This is a genomic window from Bacillus sp. EKM501B (genome assembly GCF_011800505.1).
Taxonomy (GTDB): domain Bacteria; phylum Bacillota; class Bacilli; order Bacillales; family Bacillaceae_G; genus Bacillus_A; species Bacillus_A cereus.
The window spans coordinates 27,259-49,123 of the sequence record NZ_JAALFZ010000023.1 but is presented as its reverse complement, the minus strand read 5'-3'; the positions used below and the strand labels follow the sequence as shown (position 1 = coordinate 49,123).

Sequence of the window (21,865 nt, the reverse complement as noted above, 5' to 3'; positions counted from 1 at the left end):
TTATGAAAAAACTTATTTTAATTTCAAGTTTAGTACTTGCAGTCGGTCTAGGAGTAGGGTGTAGTAATGAGAAAACAAAAAAGACTGATGAACCGAAAAAAGAAGCTGTGCAGAAAGAAAAGGAATTAACAGCGAAGGATGTTTTCAATAAAGCGAATGAAGCTTTTAAAAACGAAGAAAATGTAACGATGACATATGATGTGGGAATAAAGGCTGAAGGAACAGAGATGAATGTAATAAAGGCTAAAATGCAACTAGAGCCGAAGAAAAAAAATTCTCGTTCTGAAATGAATGTTTCTGGTACAGAGGTTGTTGTTTATGATGTGGGTGGCAAAATTGCTGGTCAGTTGAAAAATCCTAATACAGGTGAAGTTATGTCTGTACCAGAGGAACAATTAAATGCTAACGGAATGAACGCGACTCAAGGAATGGTAGATAATTTAGAGATTCCATCGGAAATTTTAAATAAAGTGAAGATGGAGAAAAGTGGAGATAATTATAAGCTGAAGTTTGCATTAAAAGGGCAAGAGACAGAGAGTATGCTAGCTAGTATGGATGAAAAGCAGAAAAAAATGCTACAAGGCCAAAATGCAAAGATAGAAGAAATAGATGGGGAATATATTATTACAAAAGATTTTAAATATGAATCAGCAAAGATAGATATGGTTATGAGTAGCAATGGTGAGGATAAAGCGCACATTATTACGGATGCAAAGTTTACATCGTATGATAAATTTGATCCAATACAATTGCCAGCAGCAAAGTAATCACTGTCAAGAGAGGTACCTGAAAGAAAGGGTATCTCTTTTTGTTGCTAATAAGGAGAGTGTCCTTTGAAAAAAAGAAAGATAGCAGTGGTCATTGTCGCATATACGGTTTTGCTTGCAACGTCTGTACATACGTATAAAAAACAAATTGATCATCCTATTATGAGTGATGTAGGTAAATTGCTTCCGACAAAAATAAAACGTGTTGAAAGTGCTACGGAAGAGCACTCGTTAATAAAATTAGTGCGAGATGCAAAAGTTTCAGGAGAGAAAATTTCCATCGCAGGCATGCAACATAGCCAAGGAGGACAGACATATTATCCGAATGGCACGATGCTCGATATGAAAGGATATAATAAAATATTAGAATTTGATCCAGAGAAGAAGCGGATTACAGTTCAAAGTGGTGTCACCTGGAATGATATTCAGAAGAAAATAAATCCTTATGGCCTTGCGGTACAGGTCATGCAGTCTCAAAATATTTTTACTGTTGGCGGTTCATTAAGTGTAAATGTACACGGGCGTGATATTCGTCATGAGGCACTGATTGATACAGTAGATTCATTTAGATTGTTAATGGCAGATGGCACGGTACGTAATGTAAGTAGAGAAGAAAATGCAGAGTTATTTCCATATGTCATTGGGGGTTACGGTTTATTTGGAGTTATTTTAGATGTGACGCTGAAGTTAACAGATGATGAATTATATGAAATGCACACGAGAATGATAGATTATAAAGAATACGCATCTTATTTCAAAGAGAAAGTGAAAAGAGATGAGAATGTTCGTATGCACTTAGCGCGTATTTCTGTTGCTCCAAATTCATTTTTAAAAGAGATGTATGTGACAGATTATACTTTGGCACAAAATCAAAATATGAGAGAAGAGTACAGTGAATTAAAGGAAGAAAATATTATAGCTGCACCGAAATTTTTACTTGGGTTATCACGTTATAGTGATTGGGGAAAGAATACATTTTGGGATATACAAAGAGGTTATTTTGAACGTACAGATGGAAAGTATGAGACGCGTAATAATGTTATGAGATCAGATAGTGCTTTTATGGAATATGAAAATCCAAATAGGACCGAAGTGTTACAAGAATACTTTGTGCCTATAGATGCTTTCACAGAGTATATAGATGATTTACGTAACGTATTAAATGAAGATGAGTTTAATTTACTCAACATTACGATTCGTTACGTGGAAAAGAATGAAAATGCAGTTTTGTCCTATGCGAAAGATGATATGTTTGCGCTGGTTCTTTTGATTAACCAGGGACGCTCAGAGAGTGAGATAAAGAAAACAGAGGATGTCATTCGAAAGATGATTGATGTTACTTTAAAGCATAATGGTAGTTACTATTTGCCGTATTATTCTTATCCAACGAAAGAGCAGTTAAAGAGGGCATATCCTCGCATTGAAGAATTTCTCAAGAAAAAGAAGGAAGTAGATTCAGAAGAGAGATTTGTGAATTTATTTTATAGGGAGTATACGAAATGACATATAGAAGATTTGTGGCTTCGCAAAGTATCATCATGATGGCAGGAAGTATGGTATTTCCTTTTTATATATTATTGCTTCGAAACGTTGGAAATAGCTTCTCGCAATTTGGCTGGGCGTATGGCTTATTTGCTTTAACATCAGCACTTGTATATCCACTAGTGGGAAAGGTATCTGATCAAGTAGGTGATAAAAAATTATTAATCATATACGCTTGGTCCATGGCAATTTTAATGCTTTGCTTTCCAATTGCCACGGAAGTTTGGCATGTGTATATTCTTCAAATTGTAATGGGCGTTTTAGGTGCTGTGCAGCGTAATACTGAGAAGACTTCGTTAGCACGAAAGGTTGCGCAGGAAAAGGCTGGTTATGAGATTGGAAAATACCATGTGTGGACATCCATTGGCGGAGCAGTAGCGGTTATTGCCACGGGATATTTAGTAGATTTCTTTACCATTGGTACAATTTTTTATATTTCATCTATTCTATATGTAGTGAGCGGGATTGTATTAAGTAGTAAAAAAATATAACTATTCCTATTTTCACCTTAATACCCTTTATTTGTTATACTAAAAGGGAATACAAAAGAAAAGGGGACAGTGCCTTTGATGAAATTTGTAGTTTTAGCTATTCTTACTTTGTTTTTGATTCCATGGACAAGAAGTAGTAGTAAGCTTCGAGCGGTGGATAAGAAGGGAGATAAGAAGGTTGTAAAGGGTAAGAAATCATCTATTTTAGTTATTCCTGTTTTATTTTGGATAGGTATTGCAATCTATGAATACTTTTGGCTAATTGATGATCGAGTAGATTCGATTCTTACTCATTATTCTGTTGCAGTAGCAATTTTAATTGGGCTTGTTTTATTTTCACAAGATCAAATAGGGAAATTAGAAGGTACATTAAAAGGACTTCTAATGTTTATTTTACTCGCAAGTTACGGCTACTTTGGTTATTTGCACGATATAGTAATCTCGCAAAAGAAATATGATTCTGTTGTTAAGGTAGAGAAAGATATTTCAGAGCCATTTACTGAAAATGACCAGCCGTTTACAGTGCCGCCAAAGACAGCGGAGAATAAGATGAAAAAAGTATTTGGTGATATTCCAAAAGTAGCTTATTTTGAGCTAGGAGAATTAACGCCACAAATGGTAAACGGCGAGGCTTTATATGTAGCGCCGATTGAAGTTTCAGGATTTTTTAAAGCGCGTAAAGCTGAGACAATTCCAGGGTACGTAACGATGTCAGGTACGAATCCTGATGCGGAAGCGAAACTGCACCTCGGTTATAAAATGAAATATGTGCCAAGCATGTTTTTTGGTAATAATTTAGAGCGTGTGGTAAGGCAAGCAGAACCAAATTTAATCTTTAAAGGAAAACCTAAATTTGAGGTTGATGATAAAGGAAAACCATATTATACAATGACGTATGGTGAATTTATTTCAGGAAGATCTGGATTTGAGGTAGAAGGTGTTGTCGTAGTAGATGCACAAACAGGTGAAGTGAAAAGATATGATAAAGGAAAGGCACCTAAATTTGTTGATGGTGTATTAAATCATGAGACTGCATCTACGTTAAATACGTACTTTGGCAAATATATTCACGGATTTTGGAATACGAAATTCTCGCAAACAGATATGAAAATTCCGACTGAGTGGGGAACGAAAGAAGGCGTGACCCCGATCTTTGGTAAAGATGGAACACTGTATTATTTTACAGACTTTACTTCTCCAAAAGAAGGAGTAGATTCAGCTCTAGGCTATTCATTAGTAGATGCACGCACAGGCAAGCTATATTACTATAATGGAAAAGAAGTAAAGGGGATTATGGATGGTTCAGCAGCTACAGAAGTAGTAGATAATTCCTTTAAGAGAGAGAAATGGCATGGGACAATGCCTGTCATTTATAACGTATACGGTAAACCAGCTTGGATTATTCCGGTTGTTGATGACGGAGGCCTAGTACGTGCGCATACAGTTGTATATGCTGCTAATGCAAAAATATTTGCGACAGGTTCTTCGCAGAAAGAAGCGCTTGAGAATTATAAAAACGTAATGAGCGGTAATGGTGATACATTTAGACCAACCTCAACAGGAAAAGAAGCACAAAAAGCAGGTATTGTACAACGTGTATATAAAGAAAAATCAGGTGAAAATACAATCGTGTACGTACTTTTAGAGAATGAACAAAAGGTATTTATGATACCGGTGAAGAAATTCCCATATGCTATGTTTACAGAAGTAGGAGACCCAATTCAAATTACATATTTAGATACGGGAGAGACGATGGCCTCGGTATCTAAATTTACGAATAGCAATGTGAAAAAATAAAGCGGTAGAATTTCTATCGCTTTTTTTACATTATGAAAGAGGAAAATGCACTGTACTTGACGTATGTTTATGATGTAACTATAATTGTTACGATTCAGTGTGTATAGGAAAGGGTGAATTGAAAAAGTGAATGAAGTTAATCACGAAATATATAAACCTGTAAAGGCAAACAGGTTGTGGATGATTCTTGTATTAGGGACACTTACGGCGATTGGGCCATTATCTATTGATATGTATTTGCCTTCATTACCGAAGTTAACGGATGACTTGCAAACAGGTGCATCCCTAGCGCAGCTTACATTAACAGCTTGTTTGCTTGGGTTGTCAGTAGGGCAATTATTTGTTGGCTCAATTAGTGATATTTACGGAAGACGCAAACCACTTATTATTGCTCTTATTATTTATGTTGCTTCTTCTTTACTTTGTGCTGTTGCGCCATCTATTTGGACATTAGTATTATTGCGCTTCCTACAAGGAGCTTCAGGATCAGCCGGGATTGTTATATCACGTGCGATGGTAAGAGATATGTACTCAGGTTCTGAAATGACGAAGTTTTTCTCACTGCTTATGTTAGTAAACGGAGCAGCACCTATTTTGGCACCGATTATTGGGGGGCAATTGTTACAGTTTACAACGTGGCGCGGTGTTTTCATCGTTCTTGGAGCAATTAGCGTATTCATGTTAATCTCAGCTACTTTTGTATTGCGTGAAACATTACCTCCTGAAGAAAGAGAAACAGGTGGTTTGTCAGGGACTTTGGCGACGTACGGAAAATTGTTAAAGGACCGTCTATTTATGGGATATGCATTGTCACAAGGATTAGTAACAGCGGCAATGTTTGCATACATTTCGGGCTCACCATTTGTGTTGCAGAACATATACGGAGCATCACCACAGCAATTTAGTTTATTCTTTGCGATTAATGGCATCGGTATTATTATTGCTAGTCAGGTAACGGGTCGTTTAGCGGGGAAAGTGAATGAGAAGACATTATTTGTTGCGGGTATTATTATCGCAGCTGTTGGTGGCCTATCTTTACTACTGACAATCGTACTAGGAATAGGTTTAATTGGTGTTTTATGTTCGTTATTCCTTGTCGTATCAAGTGTCGGGGTTGTATCAACAACTGGGTTCTCATTAGCGATGAGAAATCAGAAACAAGCTGCAGGAACAGCATCAGCTTTATTAGGTTTATTACAGTTTATTTCAGGAGCTCTTGTTGCTCCGCTAGTAGGTATCGGTGGAAGTAATACAGCATTACCGATGGGTATTGTTATTGCGCTTTGTGAAGTAGGAGCAGTGTTATGTTATCTATTTATGGCCAGAAGAAGTGAGAAACAGTTTGAACTGCAGCAAAAACAAAATCTAGAGGCTTAACAAAAAAGAACTGATTCAAAGGGAATGTTTGAATCAGTTCTTTTTTCATTTCTTTGAAATACCTCATACAGTTTTGTAAGGTGATGTAGTAAAGCATTGCAAAAGTTATTTGTATAAAGTGACGATACTGTGACAAACATGTTGGTATATATATTACGGTGTCGTCTTAAGTGTAAAAAGTAGGATGTTCTCGGTATAATAACAAGTGGAGATAAAAGAAACTATAATGAGTAATAGTTGTAGATAAAAGGAGAAGAAGAGATGAAGAAGGTTTTGGGTATTGCCGTAATGGGAGGAATGCTCCTTCTAGCAGGATGTAATGGAAATAAAGATACGAAAGAACCGAAAGAAAAGGTAGAGCAATCTACAGAACAAACAGAAGAGATGAAAGAATACCGTGCAGTACATGAAAAATACGATATGAAAATGAATAAAGAAATTAATAAAGCACTGCAGTTATTTGAAGTAGCAAAAGAAAAGGGCGGTAAGGAAATAACGACTGCTACATATAAAGAAGATGTGCAAAAGGTAACAACGAGCATGTTAGAAGATATTGATCATATACGTAAAGAAATTCGTGTTCCGAAGTCGAAAGAGCAAGAACATGAAGTATATGTTGGTTTCTTGAATGAATCGGAGCAAGCAATGAAAAAATTACAGAAGTTAGCTAAAGAAGAAGATTCATCGTTGATTCGTGATATAGAAATTAATTTTGCAACAGCATCGACATACTATAAACGTTTTCAAGCAGAAACGAAAAAATAACCTTGCCTGTGCAAGGTTATTTTTTCTTATTACCATCTCCGTCTTCATCTTCATCCTCGGATACTAATACCTTCTGCTCTTCGTGAAATTCGGAAATAGTTTGCCCGGTAATATTATCGAAAGGAGTATAAAAAAAGTAATACGTTTCTTTTTAATAAAGAGTTTATAGAAGCCGATGATGACAAGTATAACGATTGTTAAGGGTAATCCTATAGTAGCAAGAAGTAAGGGGTCCATCTTATAACTCCTTTAACATCATTTCTTTTTATTATAAGCTGAAAAATGTAATTTCGATAAATGGATTAAAAACTGATTTTTCTAAATATACCCAATTTGATTGACTTTTCATTTTTTCAGAATTATAATTCGAAATATACAATTTGAACCAAATAATAATATAGCAATTTACTTATCCAGAGAGGTAGAGGGACTGGCCCTATGACACCTCAGCAGCGGGTTCTGTAGTAGGAACACCGTGCTAATTCCAGCAAGCAAGTCTTGAAAGATAAGTGATAGGCCTTTGTTTATTAAGCCTTGATCTTATTTTTTAAGATCAAGGCTTTTTGTATTCTAAAAAGAGAAAAGGGAGTAATGGAAAAAGTACGTTCATAAAACTAAGTAAATATATGTGTTTAGGGGGTTATTGAAGTGTATGTAATTAAAAAATTATCAGTTATGGTGTTCACGCTATGGGTTATTACGACGGTGACATTTCTAATTATGCATATTATTCCGGGGGATCCATTTTCATCAGATGCAAAAATCTTTCCTGAAGAAGTGATCCAAAACATGAGAGCGAAGTATCACCTTGATGAACCGTTGTGGAATCAATATGTGGCTTATTTAGACGGTGTAGTTCATTTTGATTTTGGTGAATCTGTTCAATCAACCGGGCAAGGTGTATCAGAAATTATAACAACTGGCTTTGGTCCATCAGCAATTATTGGTCTACAAGCACTTGTTATTTCGTTGTTAGTCGGAATTGCTGCAGGTACATTTGCTGCTCTATATCATGGGAAAGTAATTGACTATAGTGTGAGTTTGCTCGCAATTCTAGGTATTTCTATTCCAAGTTTTATTTTAGCACCACTATTTATACAAGTATTCGCTATTCAATTCGAGCTTTTACCAGTAGCCTCTTGGGGAACATTCGAACATACAGTATTGCCATCCTTTGCGTTAGCGTTAGGGCCAATCGCAGTGATTACAAGGTTTGTTCGTTCTAATATGATCGAAGTACTGCAGAGTGATTATATTAAGTTAGCAAGAGCAAAAGGCATACCAATTAAGAAGATTATTATAAGACACGCTCTTCGAAATGCGATTGTTCCAGTACTTACATTTGTTGGACCGTTAATGGCTGGACTCTTAACGGGGACTTTCGTTATTGAAAAAATCTTTTCAATTCCTGGCCTAGGAAAATATTTTGTAGATAGTATTTTTAACCGAGACTATCCGGTGATTATGGGAACAACAATTTTCTATAGTGCATTATTAATTACTTGTATTTTCATTACAGATATTATTCACCGTATTGTTGATCCACGTATTCGTTCTATTACGTAAGGAGGGGGATGTTTAGATGGGGGCTTATGAAATTAATGACCAGTTATTAACAAATGAAGAGAAAAAAGAATTAACGATAAATAAAAATCAGCAAACGATTAGCAGAAAGAAAGAAGTGTTTCGTAAGTTTATATCGAATCCAATCGCAGTTTTAGGAACAGTGACGTTATTGCTAATTATTGTTTTCTCGCTTATTGGCGAAAGTTTAACTTCATTTACTGCGAGTGAACAAGTAAAAGAGGCAACAAATTTACCGCCGAGTAGTGAACATTGGTTTGGAACAGATGATCTAGGGAGAGATATTTGGGCACGTACTTGGGCTGGTGGGAAGATTTCACTAACAGTTGGATTAGTAGCAGCTGCCCTCGATATAGGGCTCGGTGTACTGATTGGTGGATTTAGTGGATATGTGAGAGGGCGTAATCGCCTTGGAACGTTAATTGATGAGTGGATTATAAGAGGAATTGAAGTATTATACGGCATCCCATATTTATTAATTGTTATTTTACTATTAATTGTTATGAAACCAGGTCTTTTCACCATTATTATCGCCCTTGCATTAACGGGATGGATTGGAATGGCTCGTCTCATTCGAGCACAAGTATTGTCTTTAAAACAACGAGAGTTTGTTATTGCAGCAGAGCGATTAGGTACATCACATATGAAAATTATATATGGGCATTTAATTCCGAATTTAACAGGGATTATTATCGTCAATTTATCATTTACAATTCCAGCAGCTATTTTTTCAGAATCATTTTTAAGCTTTATAGGACTTGGGGTACAATCACCAGCGGCAAGTTGGGGGACGATGACGAATGATGCACTCGGGACATTATTGAGCGGAGAATGGTGGCAGCTATTTTTCCCAGCAATCATGATTGCACTCATTATGTTCGCATTTAATGCAATTGGTGATGGTTTGCAAGATGCAATTGATCCAAAAATCGTCAAACGGAATCGAAAGGAGAAAAAACATGGGACAAATCTTATCTTTAGAAAACGTAACGTTAGCCGTTGAAAAAGAGAATAGTAAGCAAGCAATTGTGAAACATGTTTCCTTTTCTATTAACGAAGGTGAAATAGTTGCACTTGTAGGAGAAAGTGGTTCAGGAAAAAGTGTTACAGCACAATCCATTATCGGCTTGAATCAAGAATTAATTCATATCGATGATGGAAATGTATCTTTCCAATCAAAGGAATTAACGAATTTACAAGAATCAGAATGGAATCAAATTCGCGGAAAAGATATTTCCTTTATATTTCAAGATCCGCTTTCATCTTTAAACCCAACGATGAAGGTAGGCAAACAAATTACAGAAGTAATTTTGCAACATGGGAAAAAGTCGAAAAGAGAGGCAAAGGGAATTGCAATTAACTTGTTAACAGATTTAGGGATACATGAAGCAGAGAAACGCTTTGAACAGTACCCACATCAATTAAGCGGGGGGATGAGGCAACGTATTTGTTTAGCAATTGCGTTTGCTTGTCATCCAAAGCTTGTAATTGCAGACGAGCCGACAACAGCGTTAGATGTAACGATTCAGAAACAAATTATGGGGCTATTAAAAGAAAGAAAAGAAAAACAAAATACGAGTATTTTATTAATTACACATGATTTGGCACTTGTACGTGAGGTAGCTGATCGAGTAGTTGTTATGTACGGGGGACGTGTTGTTGAAAAAGGAACGATACAGGAGGTAATAGGTTCTCCTAAACATCCATATACGAAAAGCTTATTACAAGCAATTCCGAATATGGATGTTTCCGAAAAGGTATTACGTGCTATAGAAGGAACGACACCTTCCATTGAAACATTAAATAGCTTTGGTTGTCCTTTTGTAAATCGTTGTCCAGTAGCCATAAAAGAATGTATTCATCGTTTCCCAGAGAGAACAACGTATTCTAAGGAGCATAGTTCACATTGCTGGCAGCATGTTCTGGAGCATAATAAAGCGAAATCAAAAGAGAAGGTGAATGCCTCATGACGACAGATTTAATTACTGTAAAGCAAGTAACGAAAATATATGGAAGTAAAAGTAAAGAAATCACAGTGTTAAAAGATATATCACTTTCTATCCCGAAAGGAACAACACTTGGCATTATTGGTGAAAGTGGTTCAGGAAAAACAACACTTGGAAAGCTCATAGCAGGGATTGAGAGTCCAACGTTTGGTGAAATTGATTATAACGGTCAAGTTGTTCACATGCTGAAGTCAGCTCATAAGCGAGATTTTTTACAGAAAGTACAGTTCATTTTTCAAGATTCTACAGCTGCATTAAATCCGCGCTGGAAAATACGCGATAGCGTAACGGAGGGTTATATTTCATTCGGTTTAGGTGATAAAGGATTGAAGGATAAAGTAGCGGGTGATGCCCTGGAGCGTGTTGGATTAGATAGAAGATATATTGATCGATATCCGCATGAATTTAGCGGAGGACAACGTCAACGTATCGCTATTGCAAGAGCGTTATTGTGTGAGCCAGAAGTATTGATTCTTGATGAACCAATTTCAGCATTAGACGTTTCATTGCAAATTCAAATTGTACATCTGCTGCAAAAAATCCAAAAAGAACAAGGTTATACATATTTATTCATCGCTCACGATTTACCGATGGTTCACTATTTATGTGAAAAAGTAGCTGTCTTATACAAAGGAGAACTTGTTGAATTTGGAAATACGGACGAAGTATTCCGTAATCCACAACATTCTTATACAAAAACATTATTAGCATCAACACCAAAAATTTCAGGTTAAAGGAGAATGTAGGATGAAGAAGTTTTTACTGTTTGTCATTATGACTGTTTTAGCAATTACTTCTGTTGCTTGCGGTAAGAAAGAAACGCCAAAGGCGAGTGCTGGTAAGGGAGAAGGCGATCGATTAGTAACGAATATTAGTAGTGATCCATATACACTTGATTCTGCTATTGCAACAGATAGCACGTCAGGTTATATAATTGGGCAGTTGTTTTCAAGTTTATATACGCAAGATAGTGATGGGAAATATCAAAATGAATTAGCGGAGAAAGAAGAAGTAAATGCTGATGGAACTGAATATACAATTCATTTGAAGAAAGATATTAAATGGTCAGATGGTTCGCCTATTACAGCAAATGATTTTGAATTTGCATGGAAGCGATTATTAAATCCAAAAACGGGTTCTATGAATGCGACAGAAATGTATTTTATTAAAGGGGCAGAGGCGTATAATACTGGGAAAGGTGAAGAGGGGCAAGTTGGTATTCAAGTTGTTGATCCTCAAACATTAAAGGTAACCCTTGAACACCCAGTTGCTTCTATTAAACAAAAACTAGCAAGCTCACTATCTATTCCATTAGCTAAAAAGTCGATTGATGATAATAATAAATTAAAAACAGATCCAAAAGAGTTAATTACGAATGGGCCATTCACGTTAAAAGAGTGGAAGCATAACCAGGCTATTACAGTACAAAAAAATAAAGAATTCTATGATAAAAAGGTAACTCTAAAAGAAATTGAGTTTCGTATTATTCCAGACTCTAAAACAGCGTATCAATTATTTAAATCCAAAGAATTAGATTTACTAAGTGGTTTACCACAAGAGATGATCGAAAAAGAAAAAGGAAATAAAGAATATAAGCGTGTTGCAGGTTTCTCTTCGTATATTTATTCGTTTAACGTAGAAAAAGAGCCGTTTACAAATGCGAAGGTACGTAAAGCATTTTCATTAGCGGTTGATCGTAAATTTATCGTTGAAAAATTGTATAAAAATAATGCGCAAGAAGCATATGCATTCGTTCCAGAAGGAGCAAAAACACAAAGTGGCCGTGATTTCCGTAAAGAAAAAGGTGATTACGTTAAATTTGATCCAGCAGAAGCGAAAAAGTTATTAGAAGAAGGCATGAAAGAACAAGGCTGGTCTACATTACCTGAAGTAACATTAAAATTCACTACAGATACACAACATAAAAAAGTAGCAGAAGCAATGCAAGAAATGTTTAAGAAAAATCTTGGCGTAGATATTAAATTAGAAAATAAAGAGTGGAAGAGTTACATCGACACATACAAGCAAAGTGATTTCCAATTAGCTTATATGGGATGGGGCGGCTCTTTATTAGATCCAATTACTAAACTAGATTTATATGCAGGTGATGGTCCGAATAACTATGCAAAGTGGCATAATAAAGAATTTGACGCTTTAATAAAAGAAGCAAAAGTTGAACAAAACGAGGATAAGCGCTTTGAATTATTACATAAAGCGGAAGATATTATGTTTACAGATTCACCATTAATCCCAATTATTTTCCCAAGTGCCTCATATTTACAAAAATCATCAGTATCTGGTGTCCAATTCATTATTGGTTCTAGTCCAGAATTAAGATACGCAAAAATTAAAAAATAAAGAAGTAGGCAACCGCCTACTTCTTTATTTTATTTCTCTTTTGTATTCTTTTTTCGTTCCATCAGAGAAGACAACTTCTAAATCAAATTTTTGATAGTCTTTATCAAGTTTGAACACGTTCACTACTTGATCGATTACTTCTTGGTCAGCAGTATTTTTATCAAATTTTAATTCTTGTAAGAGTGGGCTTAATTTTGTGATAGCCTCGTCTCCTGTTAATTTTACATCTGCTTTATGATCTTCAATTTTTGCTTCCATTTTCTTATCAGCTGCTACATTTTTATAGTCTGCTTCGTAGTCTTTCTTTGTATCTTGGTAGTCTGCCTTTAAATCGAATTCATTGAAGTTTAGTTTTAAATCTGCAGGAGCCTCATTTTTTGCTTCTTCAGTCGTCTTTTTATTAGAAGTTGTGTCTTCTTTTGCAGGAGCTTTACATCCTGTTAATGCAGGTACTAGCATAAGAGCTAATAAAACTGATAGTAGAATTCTCATTATAAATTCCTCCTTATGTAAATTCGTTCTATACAAGTTTTTCCCAAAAACATGTAATTATGTATGTGTTGAAAATAAATTATTATTCTGTAGTTGCAAGGGCTAATCCGCAATTTAAATCAAAAAAGATTTGTATGTATATGGTAAATTGAAGTTGTGAGGAGGGGCTAAAATGCATGAAGAATATAAAGAGATAATAAAAAAATCAATTGAATATATAGAGAATCACTTACATGAGGAGCTTACAACAGAAAGAGTGGCATCTCACAGTGCAGTATCGATGTACCATTTTCATCGCATCTTTCAAAGATATGTTGGGATGAGTGTAACAGATTATATTCGAAAGAGAAGGTTAACTCATGCTGCGCAAGTTTTAGTGTCAACGGAGAGAGCTGTTATTGATATTGCAGTGCAATACGGTTTTTCCTCACAAGAGGCATTTACGAGAGCTTTTAAAAGAATGTTTCAATTGCCACCAAAGAAATATCGAAAGTACTTTCAGTCATTTTATATAGAAAGAGAGGGTGTTTCAATGCAAAAAGGTATACCGAAAGGATGGATCTTAAGTGGAAGTCATCCTGCTGAATATGAGATGGGTTTAGATTATGAAGTTGTCCATCAGGGGAAAGTATCTGCATACATAAAAGCAAAAGAGAATGTTACGCACGGAGGATTTTCAACATTAATGCAAATGTTCCGAGCGGATAAATATGTAGGAAAGAGATTACGTTTTACAGCATTTATTAAGAGTGAAAATGTAAGAGATTGGGCAGGATTGTGGATGCGAGTAGATGGAAAAGATACAGAACCGCTCGCTATGGATAATATGCAAAATCGCCCCATTAAAAATACGAATAACTGGCAATCGTACTCGGTTGTATTAGATATAAAAGAAGAAGCACTTGGTATTGCATTTGGTGTTTTATTATCAGGAGAAGGTTGTGTGTGGCTAGATAGTATTCGATTTGATGAAGTAGATGAAAAAATTCCTTCAACAGATTTGGCAGAGAACTTTTATGAAACACTTTTAGAAGAGCCGGTGAATCTACAATTTGAAGAAGTAGAAAAATAAAAAACAAGGAGAAAAGATATGCTCAAATATGTAAAACTAATAAGTATTAGTTTAGTAATATCGTCTTGTATTATGGGAGTTAATTATTTAGTTAGCTATCTTTGGTCAGGGCATATACCTTCTTTGACGTGGAGAACATATTTGATGTTTGTGTTTATATGTATGATGAGTTTTGGTTCAATGCAAAAAGAAGGAAAAGAGGATTATTGACAATAGTCTTCTTCGCCTTTCTTTCATTAACACAAATGGTTGTAACTGTTTTTGGAGATGCAGGTATGATTTTCAATATCATCTCACTATCGTTACAACTTGTAAGTTTGGGTGTAATTGTACCACATGAAATGCTTTCTAAAACATACCAAACAATCAGTGAATTATTTCCTGCAATATATGCAGGAAATGGCTATTATACAATAATATTTGGAGGAGTTAGTTTAGAAAGAAATATTATTTCATTATTAGTTATTGTATTGGTTATACAATTAGTAGCAGGTATGATTTTAGCTATAAAAGGAATGGCAAAGGGAAGAGGAAGCTCTGTAGTTAAAGTTGTATAAAAGTAAAAAGGTATCCTTCGTGGGATACCTTTTACTTTTGTTACTTTGCAACTTCTGTCCACTTGTAGTTAAATTCACCACCGAAGTCAGTTGTTACAAGTCCTTTAATGAAAGAGCGTTGTAAGTAAGAACGACCTTGTTGGTATAAAGGAGCGACAGCGCCGTCTTGTAATAGAATTTTTTCAGCTTGCTTCATTGCTTCAAAGCGTGCTTTTTCATCGCCAGCTAAATCTGTTTTTACTTTATGAATTAGCTCATCGTACTCTTTGTTAGAGTATTTGTCGAAGTTATAAGCACTATCTGTTGTAAATAGATCTAAGAATGTAATTGGATCAGCGAAGTCAGGGCCCCAGCCGTCAATACCAATTTCATAGTCACCACTTAATAGTAGTTTTAGCTGTTGTTTACGTGGTTGTGGTTTTAAATTCACTGTTAATCCGTCTAAGTTCTTTTCTAATTCACCTTTTAAATATTCACCAGTCTTTTTAGCTAAAGCATTGTCACTTGTTAATAGTTCGATTGTTACTTTGTCAGTACCAAGTTCTTGTTTTGCTTTTTTCCAGTTTTCTTTCGCTGTTTTCACATCATCCTTGACTAGATTTCCATTTTCTTTACGGAAGTCGTTGCCTTCTGGGCTCTTTGCGAATTTCGCAGGAACCATTCCTTCAGCTGGAACCGCGCCGTTATTTAAGATTGTTTCTACGTAAGCTTTTTTATTCATTGCGCCGTTAATAGCAAGGCGTGCATGTTGATTTTTTAATGTTTCATTTTTCTGATTTAGTCGTAAGAATTGAATGCCGACTTCAGCGCGTTCTTTGAAGTTTGGATCGTTCTTATATTTATCAACAAACTCTGCAGTTAAAGCAACACGATCAATTTGTCCTGAATCATATAAGTTCACTTCTGTAGACTTATCTTTAACGACATTGAAGTTGATTTCTTCTAGTTTTACAGTTTTAGCATCCCAATAGTTAAGGTTTTTCTTCAATTGGAAGCTTTGTTCATGTTTCCAGTTCTCTAATGTGAAAGCACCGTTGTAAATTAAATGATTTGTTTCTAAACCATATTTATCGCCTTGAGACTTTAAGTACTCTTCATTAATTGGTAAGAATGTTGAGAATGTTGTTAAGCTTAAGAAGTAGGGAACAGGACGGTCTAGTTGTACTTCTAACGTTTTGTCATCAACAGCTTTGACCCCTAGTTGATCAATTGGCAATTGTTTTTGGTTTATTTGTTTCGCATTCTTTATATCGAAGAATAAGAATGCGTATTCAGCTGCTGTATCAGGATTTACGGCACGTTGCCAAGCGAAGGCAAAGTCCTTTGCTGTAACAGGAGTACCGTTTGACCATTTTGAATCACGCAGATGGAATGTATATTTTGTTTTATCGGGACTAATGTCAACCGACTCAGCGACACCAGGAACCGGTTTATTATCTTCTCCCATTGCATATAACCCTTCAAAAACATTGCGCATTACGTTCATGGATTCCCCATCCGTTGCTTTTGCAACATCCATTGTTGGAATTTCTGAAGCGAATGATAAGTTAATTGCCTGTTTATCAGGTGCTTTATCGTTTGCTTTCGCTCCGCTTGCATTATCCTTATTTCCCCCGCAAGCAGTTAGTAATAGACTTGCCCCTAAAACAGATGCAACAACAGGTATAACTTTTTTCTTCATTGTTCGTTCCTCCCTAAATGTGTTGTTCGTAACGTCATAATGTCCATGTCTTGAAGTAGCTATAGAAGGAGATAAAACCTATTATAAATATTTGTTTATAGGTAATCAGGTGTTCTATATGTATATACATGTTGATCTATAATCTATCGTTATATGTTTCAACGTAGTAGACATTATATTTTGATGGTGAAATATTTCGTTTCTTTGATTATTTAGAATATTAACACTGGAAAGAACTATATGTCAATAATAAAAATAGATTGTTAATTTCTTAGAATAATATATTGAAAAAGCGGATTCTCATGTGTGAGAGAACCTATTTTTAATATATTTTGCTAAAAAAACAATTGGTGTGGGCTAATAATAAGTGGGGATGAAGAAACCCCCACTTATTAAAGTTTCACTTTATTTTTCAATTTTTGCCCACTTGAAGTTTAATTGCCCTGCAAAGTCTACTTGCACAATTCCTTTCACATAAGAACGTTCTAAATAAGATTCGCCTTTTTGGTAAAGAGGAGCGATAACAGAGTCTTTAAATAATATTTTCTCGGATGCTAGTAATGCTTCCCAGCGAGCTTTTTCATCACCAGCTAAAGTTGTTTTCACTTTTGCTATTGTTTTATCGAATTCCTTATTAGAGTAATGATCTAAGTTATAAGGGTTATTCGTTGTAAATAGCTCAAGGAATGTAATTGGATCCGCAAAGTCAGGGCTCCAGCCATCGATTCCGATTTCGTAGTCACCTTTTAATAAAAGCGAAACTTGTTGCTTACGCGGTTGCGGTTTTATATTTACTGTTAATCCATCTAGATTCTTTTCTAGTTGTCCTTTTAAGAATTCACCAGTTTTCTTATCAAGGTCAGCATCACTCGTTAATAATTCTAATGTTATCTTTTCAGAACCAAGCTCTTGTTTAGCTTTTTTCCATAACTCTTGTGCAGATTTTGTATCAACTTTTGTTAAATCGCCATTTGCAGTACGGAAGTCTTTTCCTTCAGGTCCTTTTGCAAAGTTTTTTGGAACGAGACCAAATGTTGGTGTAGATCCATCATTTAATAACGTATTTACAAAGGATTTTCTATCAATTGTTTGATCAATTGCTTGGCGTGCAGAAACGCTTTGAAGCACTTTGTTTTGTTGATTCATACGTAAAAATTGTACGCCTACGTTTGGACGTTCTTTAAAGTTAGCATCCTTTTTATATTTATCGACGAAGTCAGATGTTAGTTTTATACGATCTAATTGTTTTGACTCGAATAAATTTACTTCTGTTGATTTTTCTTTTACGACGTTAAAATTGATTTCTTCTAGTTTGACAGTATCTTTATCCCAATAGGTAGGGTTTTTCTTGAATTTAAAGCTTTGTTCGTGCTTCCAATCGCTTAGTGTAAAAGCTCCGTTGTACAAGATTGTATTATCTTCTAAAGCGTACTTATCACCTTGTGCTTTAAAGAATTCCTCGTTAATTGGTAGAAATGTTGGGAACGCTGTTAAGCTAATAAAATACGGAACAGGACGCTCCAATTCTACCTCAAACGTATGGTCATCAACTGCTTTTACACCAAGTTGGTCGGCTGGAAGTTCTTTGTTGTTAATTTTTGTTGCGTTTTTAATATCAAAGAATAGAAATGCATATTCAGAGGCTGTTGCTGGATCTACGGCTCTTTGCCAAGCGAACACAAAATCTTTAGCTGTAACAGGAGTGCCGTTTGACCATTTTGAATCTCGCAAATGGAATGTGTATTTCGTTTTATCGCCACTTACTTCATGAGATTTTGCAACACCAGGAACAGGTTTGTTACCTTCACCAAGATTATACAAACCTTCAAATACGTTTCTCATTACTTGACCAGAATCAGTATCTGTAGCACGAGCCGTATCCATTGTTCGTATTTCAGTAGGTGAAGATAAGTTTAAAACCTGTTTACTAGGTGCCTCGTCTTTTGCATTTGCTCCGCTTGCTTCGTTTTTATAACTACCGCAACCAGTTAATAAAATACTTACTCCTACAACTGATGCAATACCGGGTACAAACTTCTTTTTCATTTGATTTTCCTCCTAAATAATTAAGTTTGGATGATGATGAGGGAAATGAAAAATAAAAAATCCCTCTTTTCATATTGAGAAAGAGGGATTTTTACGTACAAGTTATGCACCCGTATATAAACGAAGTCCCTCATTCTATCTTTCAAGCATAAAGCTTGCAGGAAGTGGCACAGTATTCAAAATGAACCTGTTGCCGAGGTTTCAATGGGCCAGTCCCTCCACCTCTCTTGATACAATGAGTAAACGAATAAATTTTATTAATTTTTGTGTTTCTTTGATAATTCAAAATCTTACACCTTGAATAATGAAGTGTCAACTAAATGAAATATAGTTTAAATTTTCAGTTTTATTAAACGGAAAAACCACTGCATAGGGCAGTGGTTTTTCTACTAGAAGTTAAAGTTATCTGGATCTGGACCAACGCGACGATCTTCATTTAAAGCTTGAATTGATTTCATATCATCAGCACTTAATTCAAAGTCGAAGATGTTTGCATTTTCAATAATGCGATGTTCTTTAATTGATTTGGGAATTGTTACAACTTCGTTTTGTAAATCCCAGCGTAAAATAATTTGCGCAGTTGATTTATTATATTTTGTCGCAATTTCTTGTAACGTTGGATTATCTAGTAGTTGTCCTTGCATTAATGGTGACCAAGCTTCAAGCTGGATATTATGTTCTTTACAGAATGCATGTAACTCTTCTTGTGCTAAACGTGGGTGGTATTCCACTTGGTTGACCATTGGCTTAATTTCAGCAATTTCAAACACGTCTTGTAAGTGGTGAATGTGGAAATTACTCACACCGATAGCGCGAACACGGCCATCTTTATAAAGTTTTTCTAATGCTTTCCATGATTCGGTATATTTCCCTTTTACAGGCCAATGTACTAAATATAAATCTAAATATTCTAGACCTAATTTCTCTAATGTAGTTTCAAATGCTTGAAGTGTTGTTTCATATCCTTGATCGTTATTCCATACTTTTGAGGTAATAAATAATTCTTCGCGTGAAACACCGGATTCACGAATCGCTTGTCCAACGCCTTCTTCATTTTGATAGATTGCTGCAGTATCGATGCTGCGGTAGCCATTTTTAATTGCTGCTTTTACAGAATCAATTACTTCTGAACCATCTTCTACTTTAAAAACACCTAAACCAAACCAAGGCATTTTTACACCGTTATGTAATGTTGTATAGTCTTTTAAACTTGTTAAAATCATATTATTTCCCCCTAGCTTTTTTGTTTGTTGCTTCTACTGCTTTTTGAATTGCCTCTGAAAAATTATATTCGTATAAAGTTTTGAGACCCTCAGCTGTGGAACCACCTGGCGTTGTTACTTGTTCGCGGAGGTTAGCTGGATTTTGCGTTTGTTCGAGCATAGAAGCAGAGCCAGAAATCATTTGAATGACAAGATGTTTTGCGGTTTTTTCATCGACTCCATAACTTTTTGTTGTTTCAATTAAGCTTTCAGCAAAGTAATAAAGGAAGGCTGGTGCACTTCCAGTAACTGCAGTAAGCTGATGAACTTCTTCCTCAGTACAAAGTTGCGAAGTACCAATACCTTTTAAAAGCAGTTGCAGGGTTTCTTGATGCATCTCGTTTACTGATTGTCCCATTGTATATAAGGAGATAGATTTTCCAATTTCAGCAGCTGTATTAGGCATAATCCAAGCAACAGGCGTGCCCTTTGGGAGTCTAGCTTCTAAATAAGATGGTCCAATGCCGGCTGCGACTGTTACGACTAGTTGATTTGATATTAACGGAGATAGCTCAGCTAATAACTCTTCATGAGCAGAAGGTGGCATTGCTAAAACAACCGTATCAACAGATGTAACATGCTGTTTCCAATCTGTTGCAGTAGACACATTATATCGATGTTGTAACTGTTTTAGCTTTTCTACGTTGCTTCGGTTAGAGACGATAATTTCTTCGATGTACTCTTTGCTTGTTTTAAGTAATCCGGAAAATATAGCTTCTGCCATACGACCGGCACCAATAAATAAAATTCGATGTTTAGTTAGCATATTCTTTATTCCTTTCTAGTAGAGATATGTTATAAAAACGATATCATCTTTAAGAGAATGTTGTAAAAAGAAAAGACTTATCGTAGATGGAATGGATAATGAGAAGGCGGAAATTCATGCTAATATTAACTGTTATTAATCTCTTTATATGTGTAGCTGGTTTGCTAGAGTGGAAGAGCAATTATAAGGGGCAAGAACATACAAATAATTATATCTAGAAAATAATTAGAATTGAAAAACCCCTGAAGCATATATGCTTCAGGGGTTTACTAATAGAATATAAGATTATGCTTTTGTCATACCAAGTAATACAGCGCCGCCGATAATTAAAACACTACCTAGTGCAATAAAGATCAATTGACGTTTTGTTTTCTTTTCACCTAAGAATACAATCGCACCGAATGTTGAGATAACGATTCCAGTTTGAGATAATGGGAAGCTTGTTGCTACTCCAACACGTGGTAATGAAAGAAGTAAGAATAAGTTTCCAGTTCCCCATAGTAAACCAGACAAAGCATTACGGATTGCATATTTGTTAAACGGTTTATGTTTAGACGTCAGTACAACCGCACCAACAAACATACCAACTGCTTGTGGTAAAATAGCAGACCAACCATCAATATTATACCAACGAATAATAATTACATATACAAGATAGCCGAAAGTAGAAACAATTAAAGTAAGAAGTCCTTTTTTCAATTGTCCAGGTGGCTGAGCATTTTCTTTATCATCTAATGATGTGAATACAACACCAACTACAATTAATAGGATTGCAATCGTTCCCAGAATGATCGTTGTAGTAGTAGTCCACTCACGGAAAGCGATAACCCCAAAGATAGAAGTTGCAACAAGTTGCATACCAGTAGAAATCGTTACAGTAGTTGAAACACCTAGTTTTTCAACTGTTTTTAATTGGTTTACTTGTCCTAAAGCCCAGAATAAACCTGAAATAAAACCAACAATTAAGATTGTCATTGTTAAAGCTGGTTGAGTAAATACATACATAATTGTTGCGAAGAATAGAGCACCGATTGTCATACCTACCGTTTGGCTATATGCACCACCGCCCATTTTTACGCTTACTAATAAGATGTTTCCCCATGCAATTGCAGGAAGAAGCGCTAATAAAATGTCCATTACAAGACTCCCTTCGGTTTGCTATACCAATATAGTTACATATCGTTCTAACGATCGGTAATGCCCCACTAATAGAGTAGAAGATTACCGATCGCTAAAACAGGATGAAGAATTCACAATATAAATGCGTTTTCATTTCTTCATTTTTTGAAACACCTCCATATA

20 protein-coding genes, 1 pseudogene and 2 riboswitches are annotated in these 21,865 nt (G+C 35.5%); of the genes and pseudogenes, 14 read left to right on the top strand and 7 right to left on the bottom strand.

Annotation, left to right across the window (positions count from 1 at the left end; genetic code table 11):
• Positions 1-2: 2 nt before the first annotated feature.
• The 6 genes from HFD78_RS25580 to HFD78_RS25555 all read left to right on the top strand — a co-directional run bounded on the left by HFD78_RS25580 (position 3) and on the right by HFD78_RS25555 (position 6,739).
• Positions 3-767 carry a DUF6612 family protein gene (locus HFD78_RS25580; protein WP_000733614.1) on the top strand — a complete coding sequence of 255 codons (765 nt, stop codon included), beginning with the start codon at positions 3-5 and terminating at the stop codon, positions 765-767.
• Between the two features lie 66 nt (positions 768-833).
• Positions 834-2,270: an FAD-binding oxidoreductase gene (locus tag HFD78_RS25575; protein WP_000746287.1), complete on the top strand. Its 1,437-nt coding sequence runs from the start codon at positions 834-836 to the stop codon at positions 2,268-2,270.
• Complete coding sequence (locus HFD78_RS25570; protein WP_098005956.1) at positions 2,267-2,800, top strand: MFS transporter; 534 nt, start codon at positions 2,267-2,269, stop codon at positions 2,798-2,800. The genes HFD78_RS25575 and HFD78_RS25570 overlap by 4 nt, the downstream gene beginning before the upstream one ends.
• A gap of 78 nt (positions 2,801-2,878) precedes the next feature.
• Positions 2,879-4,597 carry a DUF3981 domain-containing protein gene (locus tag HFD78_RS25565; protein ID WP_098005954.1) on the top strand — a complete coding sequence of 573 codons (1,719 nt, stop codon included), beginning with the start codon at positions 2,879-2,881 and terminating at the stop codon, positions 4,595-4,597.
• Between the two features lie 117 nt (positions 4,598-4,714).
• Positions 4,715-5,974: a multidrug effflux MFS transporter gene (locus tag HFD78_RS25560; protein ID WP_223153447.1), complete on the top strand. Its 1,260-nt coding sequence runs from the start codon at positions 4,715-4,717 to the stop codon at positions 5,972-5,974.
• A gap of 261 nt (positions 5,975-6,235) precedes the next feature.
• On the top strand, positions 6,236-6,739 hold the full coding sequence (locus tag HFD78_RS25555; protein ID WP_000756517.1) for a hypothetical protein: 504 nt from the start codon (positions 6,236-6,238) through the stop codon (positions 6,737-6,739).
• Between the two features lie 16 nt (positions 6,740-6,755).
• On the opposite strand, the pseudogene HFD78_RS25550 reads toward HFD78_RS25555, so the two are convergent.
• Positions 6,756-6,976, bottom strand: a pseudogene (locus HFD78_RS25550) (DUF3951 domain-containing protein).
• Positions 6,977-7,145: 169 nt separating this feature from the next.
• A riboswitch (SAM riboswitch) is annotated at positions 7,146-7,251 on the top strand.
• A 136-nt stretch (positions 7,252-7,387) separates the two neighbouring features.
• On the opposite strand from HFD78_RS25550, the gene HFD78_RS25545 reads away from it, so the two are divergent.
• Genes HFD78_RS25545 through HFD78_RS25525 form a run of 5 tightly spaced genes read left to right on the top strand, consistent with a single transcriptional unit; the run spans position 7,388 to position 12,687 of the window.
• Positions 7,388-8,305 (top strand): ABC transporter permease, encoded by a 918-nt coding sequence (locus HFD78_RS25545; protein ID WP_000289322.1) that lies wholly within the window; start codon positions 7,388-7,390, stop codon positions 8,303-8,305.
• A gap of 16 nt (positions 8,306-8,321) precedes the next feature.
• Positions 8,322-9,326, top strand: coding sequence for an ABC transporter permease (locus tag HFD78_RS25540; protein ID WP_000501529.1), 1,005 nt, complete (start codon positions 8,322-8,324; stop codon positions 9,324-9,326).
• Positions 9,283-10,293: an ABC transporter ATP-binding protein gene (locus HFD78_RS25535; RefSeq protein WP_000529797.1), complete on the top strand. Its 1,011-nt coding sequence runs from the start codon at positions 9,283-9,285 to the stop codon at positions 10,291-10,293. Before HFD78_RS25540 ends, HFD78_RS25535 begins: the two co-directional genes overlap by 44 nt.
• Positions 10,290-11,063 (top strand): ABC transporter ATP-binding protein, encoded by a 774-nt coding sequence (locus HFD78_RS25530; RefSeq protein ID WP_097814020.1) that lies wholly within the window; start codon positions 10,290-10,292, stop codon positions 11,061-11,063. Before HFD78_RS25535 ends, HFD78_RS25530 begins: the two co-directional genes overlap by 4 nt.
• A gap of 13 nt (positions 11,064-11,076) precedes the next feature.
• Entirely contained in the window at positions 11,077-12,687 is a 1,611-nt protein-coding gene (locus tag HFD78_RS25525) for a peptide ABC transporter substrate-binding protein (RefSeq protein WP_000714101.1), read from the top strand.
• Between the two features lie 24 nt (positions 12,688-12,711).
• Here HFD78_RS25525 and HFD78_RS25520 read toward each other — a convergent pair whose 3' ends face one another.
• Positions 12,712-13,179, bottom strand: coding sequence for a YusW family protein (locus HFD78_RS25520; RefSeq protein WP_001221553.1), 468 nt, complete (start codon positions 13,177-13,179; stop codon positions 12,712-12,714).
• A gap of 172 nt (positions 13,180-13,351) precedes the next feature.
• Here HFD78_RS25520 and HFD78_RS25515 point away from each other — a divergent pair, with 172 nt between their 5' ends.
• The 3 genes from HFD78_RS25515 to HFD78_RS25505 are packed head-to-tail and all read left to right on the top strand — an operon-like array spanning position 13,352 to position 14,808.
• On the top strand, positions 13,352-14,251 hold the full coding sequence (locus HFD78_RS25515) for a helix-turn-helix transcriptional regulator (RefSeq protein ID WP_000544203.1): 900 nt from the start codon (positions 13,352-13,354) through the stop codon (positions 14,249-14,251).
• Between the two features lie 18 nt (positions 14,252-14,269).
• Positions 14,270-14,461, top strand: a complete 192-nt coding sequence (locus HFD78_RS25510; protein ID WP_000922552.1) for a hypothetical protein — start codon at positions 14,270-14,272, stop codon at positions 14,459-14,461.
• The gene (locus tag HFD78_RS25505) at positions 14,458-14,808 is read left to right on the top strand and encodes an ABC-2 transporter permease (protein ID WP_000156942.1); all 351 of its coding nucleotides are present in this window, start codon (positions 14,458-14,460) and stop codon (positions 14,806-14,808) included. The genes HFD78_RS25510 and HFD78_RS25505 overlap by 4 nt, the downstream gene beginning before the upstream one ends.
• A gap of 40 nt (positions 14,809-14,848) precedes the next feature.
• Here HFD78_RS25505 and HFD78_RS25500 read toward each other — a convergent pair whose 3' ends face one another.
• The 5 genes from HFD78_RS25500 to HFD78_RS25480 form a co-directional block, all read right to left on the bottom strand.
• On the bottom strand, positions 14,849-16,489 hold the full coding sequence (locus HFD78_RS25500) for a peptide ABC transporter substrate-binding protein (protein WP_000730940.1): 1,641 nt from the start codon (positions 16,487-16,489) through the stop codon (positions 14,849-14,851).
• Positions 16,490-16,894: 405 nt separating this feature from the next.
• On the bottom strand, positions 16,895-18,535 hold the full coding sequence (locus HFD78_RS25495; protein WP_098005952.1) for a peptide ABC transporter substrate-binding protein: 1,641 nt from the start codon (positions 18,533-18,535) through the stop codon (positions 16,895-16,897).
• A gap of 132 nt (positions 18,536-18,667) precedes the next feature.
• A riboswitch (SAM riboswitch) is annotated at positions 18,668-18,772 on the bottom strand.
• 152 nt (positions 18,773-18,924) lie between these two features.
• Positions 18,925-19,758 (bottom strand): aldo/keto reductase, encoded by an 834-nt coding sequence (locus tag HFD78_RS25490; protein ID WP_000604192.1) that lies wholly within the window; start codon positions 19,756-19,758, stop codon positions 18,925-18,927.
• 1 nt (position 19,759) lies between these two features.
• On the bottom strand, positions 19,760-20,563 hold the full coding sequence (gene proC, locus HFD78_RS25485; RefSeq protein WP_000956279.1) for a pyrroline-5-carboxylate reductase: 804 nt from the start codon (positions 20,561-20,563) through the stop codon (positions 19,760-19,762).
• A gap of 285 nt (positions 20,564-20,848) precedes the next feature.
• Positions 20,849-21,700: a GRP family sugar transporter gene (locus HFD78_RS25480; protein ID WP_000353544.1), complete on the bottom strand. Its 852-nt coding sequence runs from the start codon at positions 21,698-21,700 to the stop codon at positions 20,849-20,851.
• Positions 21,701-21,865: the final 165 nt, after the last annotated feature.

What these genes read in the sequence shown, in the direction of transcription:
- HFD78_RS25580 (WP_000733614.1), top strand. Translation starts at nt 3, where the DNA reads ATGAAAAAACTTATTTTAATTTCAAGTTTAGTACTTGCAGTCGGTCTA.
- HFD78_RS25570 (WP_098005956.1), top strand. Translation starts at nt 2,267, where the DNA reads ATGACATATAGAAGATTTGTGGCTTCGCAAAGTATCATCATGATGGCA.
- HFD78_RS25565 (WP_098005954.1), top strand. Translation starts at nt 2,879, where the DNA reads ATGAAATTTGTAGTTTTAGCTATTCTTACTTTGTTTTTGATTCCATGG.
- HFD78_RS25555 (WP_000756517.1), top strand. Translation starts at nt 6,236, where the DNA reads ATGAAGAAGGTTTTGGGTATTGCCGTAATGGGAGGAATGCTCCTTCTA.
- HFD78_RS25540 (WP_000501529.1), top strand. Translation starts at nt 8,322, where the DNA reads ATGGGGGCTTATGAAATTAATGACCAGTTATTAACAAATGAAGAGAAA.
- HFD78_RS25535 (WP_000529797.1), top strand. Translation starts at nt 9,283, where the DNA reads ATGGGACAAATCTTATCTTTAGAAAACGTAACGTTAGCCGTTGAAAAA.
- HFD78_RS25530 (WP_097814020.1), top strand. Translation starts at nt 10,290, where the DNA reads ATGACGACAGATTTAATTACTGTAAAGCAAGTAACGAAAATATATGGA.
- HFD78_RS25525 (WP_000714101.1), top strand. Translation starts at nt 11,077, where the DNA reads ATGAAGAAGTTTTTACTGTTTGTCATTATGACTGTTTTAGCAATTACT.
- HFD78_RS25520 (WP_001221553.1), bottom strand. Translation starts at nt 13,179, where the DNA reads ATGAGAATTCTACTATCAGTTTTATTAGCTCTTATGCTAGTACCTGCA.
- HFD78_RS25515 (WP_000544203.1), top strand. Translation starts at nt 13,352, where the DNA reads ATGCATGAAGAATATAAAGAGATAATAAAAAAATCAATTGAATATATA.
- HFD78_RS25510 (WP_000922552.1), top strand. Translation starts at nt 14,270, where the DNA reads ATGCTCAAATATGTAAAACTAATAAGTATTAGTTTAGTAATATCGTCT.
- HFD78_RS25500 (WP_000730940.1), bottom strand. Translation starts at nt 16,489, where the DNA reads ATGAAGAAAAAAGTTATACCTGTTGTTGCATCTGTTTTAGGGGCAAGT.
- HFD78_RS25495 (WP_098005952.1), bottom strand. Translation starts at nt 18,535, where the DNA reads ATGAAAAAGAAGTTTGTACCCGGTATTGCATCAGTTGTAGGAGTAAGT.
- HFD78_RS25490 (WP_000604192.1), bottom strand. Translation starts at nt 19,758, where the DNA reads ATGATTTTAACAAGTTTAAAAGACTATACAACATTACATAACGGTGTA.
- proC (WP_000956279.1), bottom strand. Translation starts at nt 20,563, where the DNA reads ATGCTAACTAAACATCGAATTTTATTTATTGGTGCCGGTCGTATGGCA.
- HFD78_RS25480 (WP_000353544.1), bottom strand. Translation starts at nt 21,700, where the DNA reads ATGGACATTTTATTAGCGCTTCTTCCTGCAATTGCATGGGGAAACATC.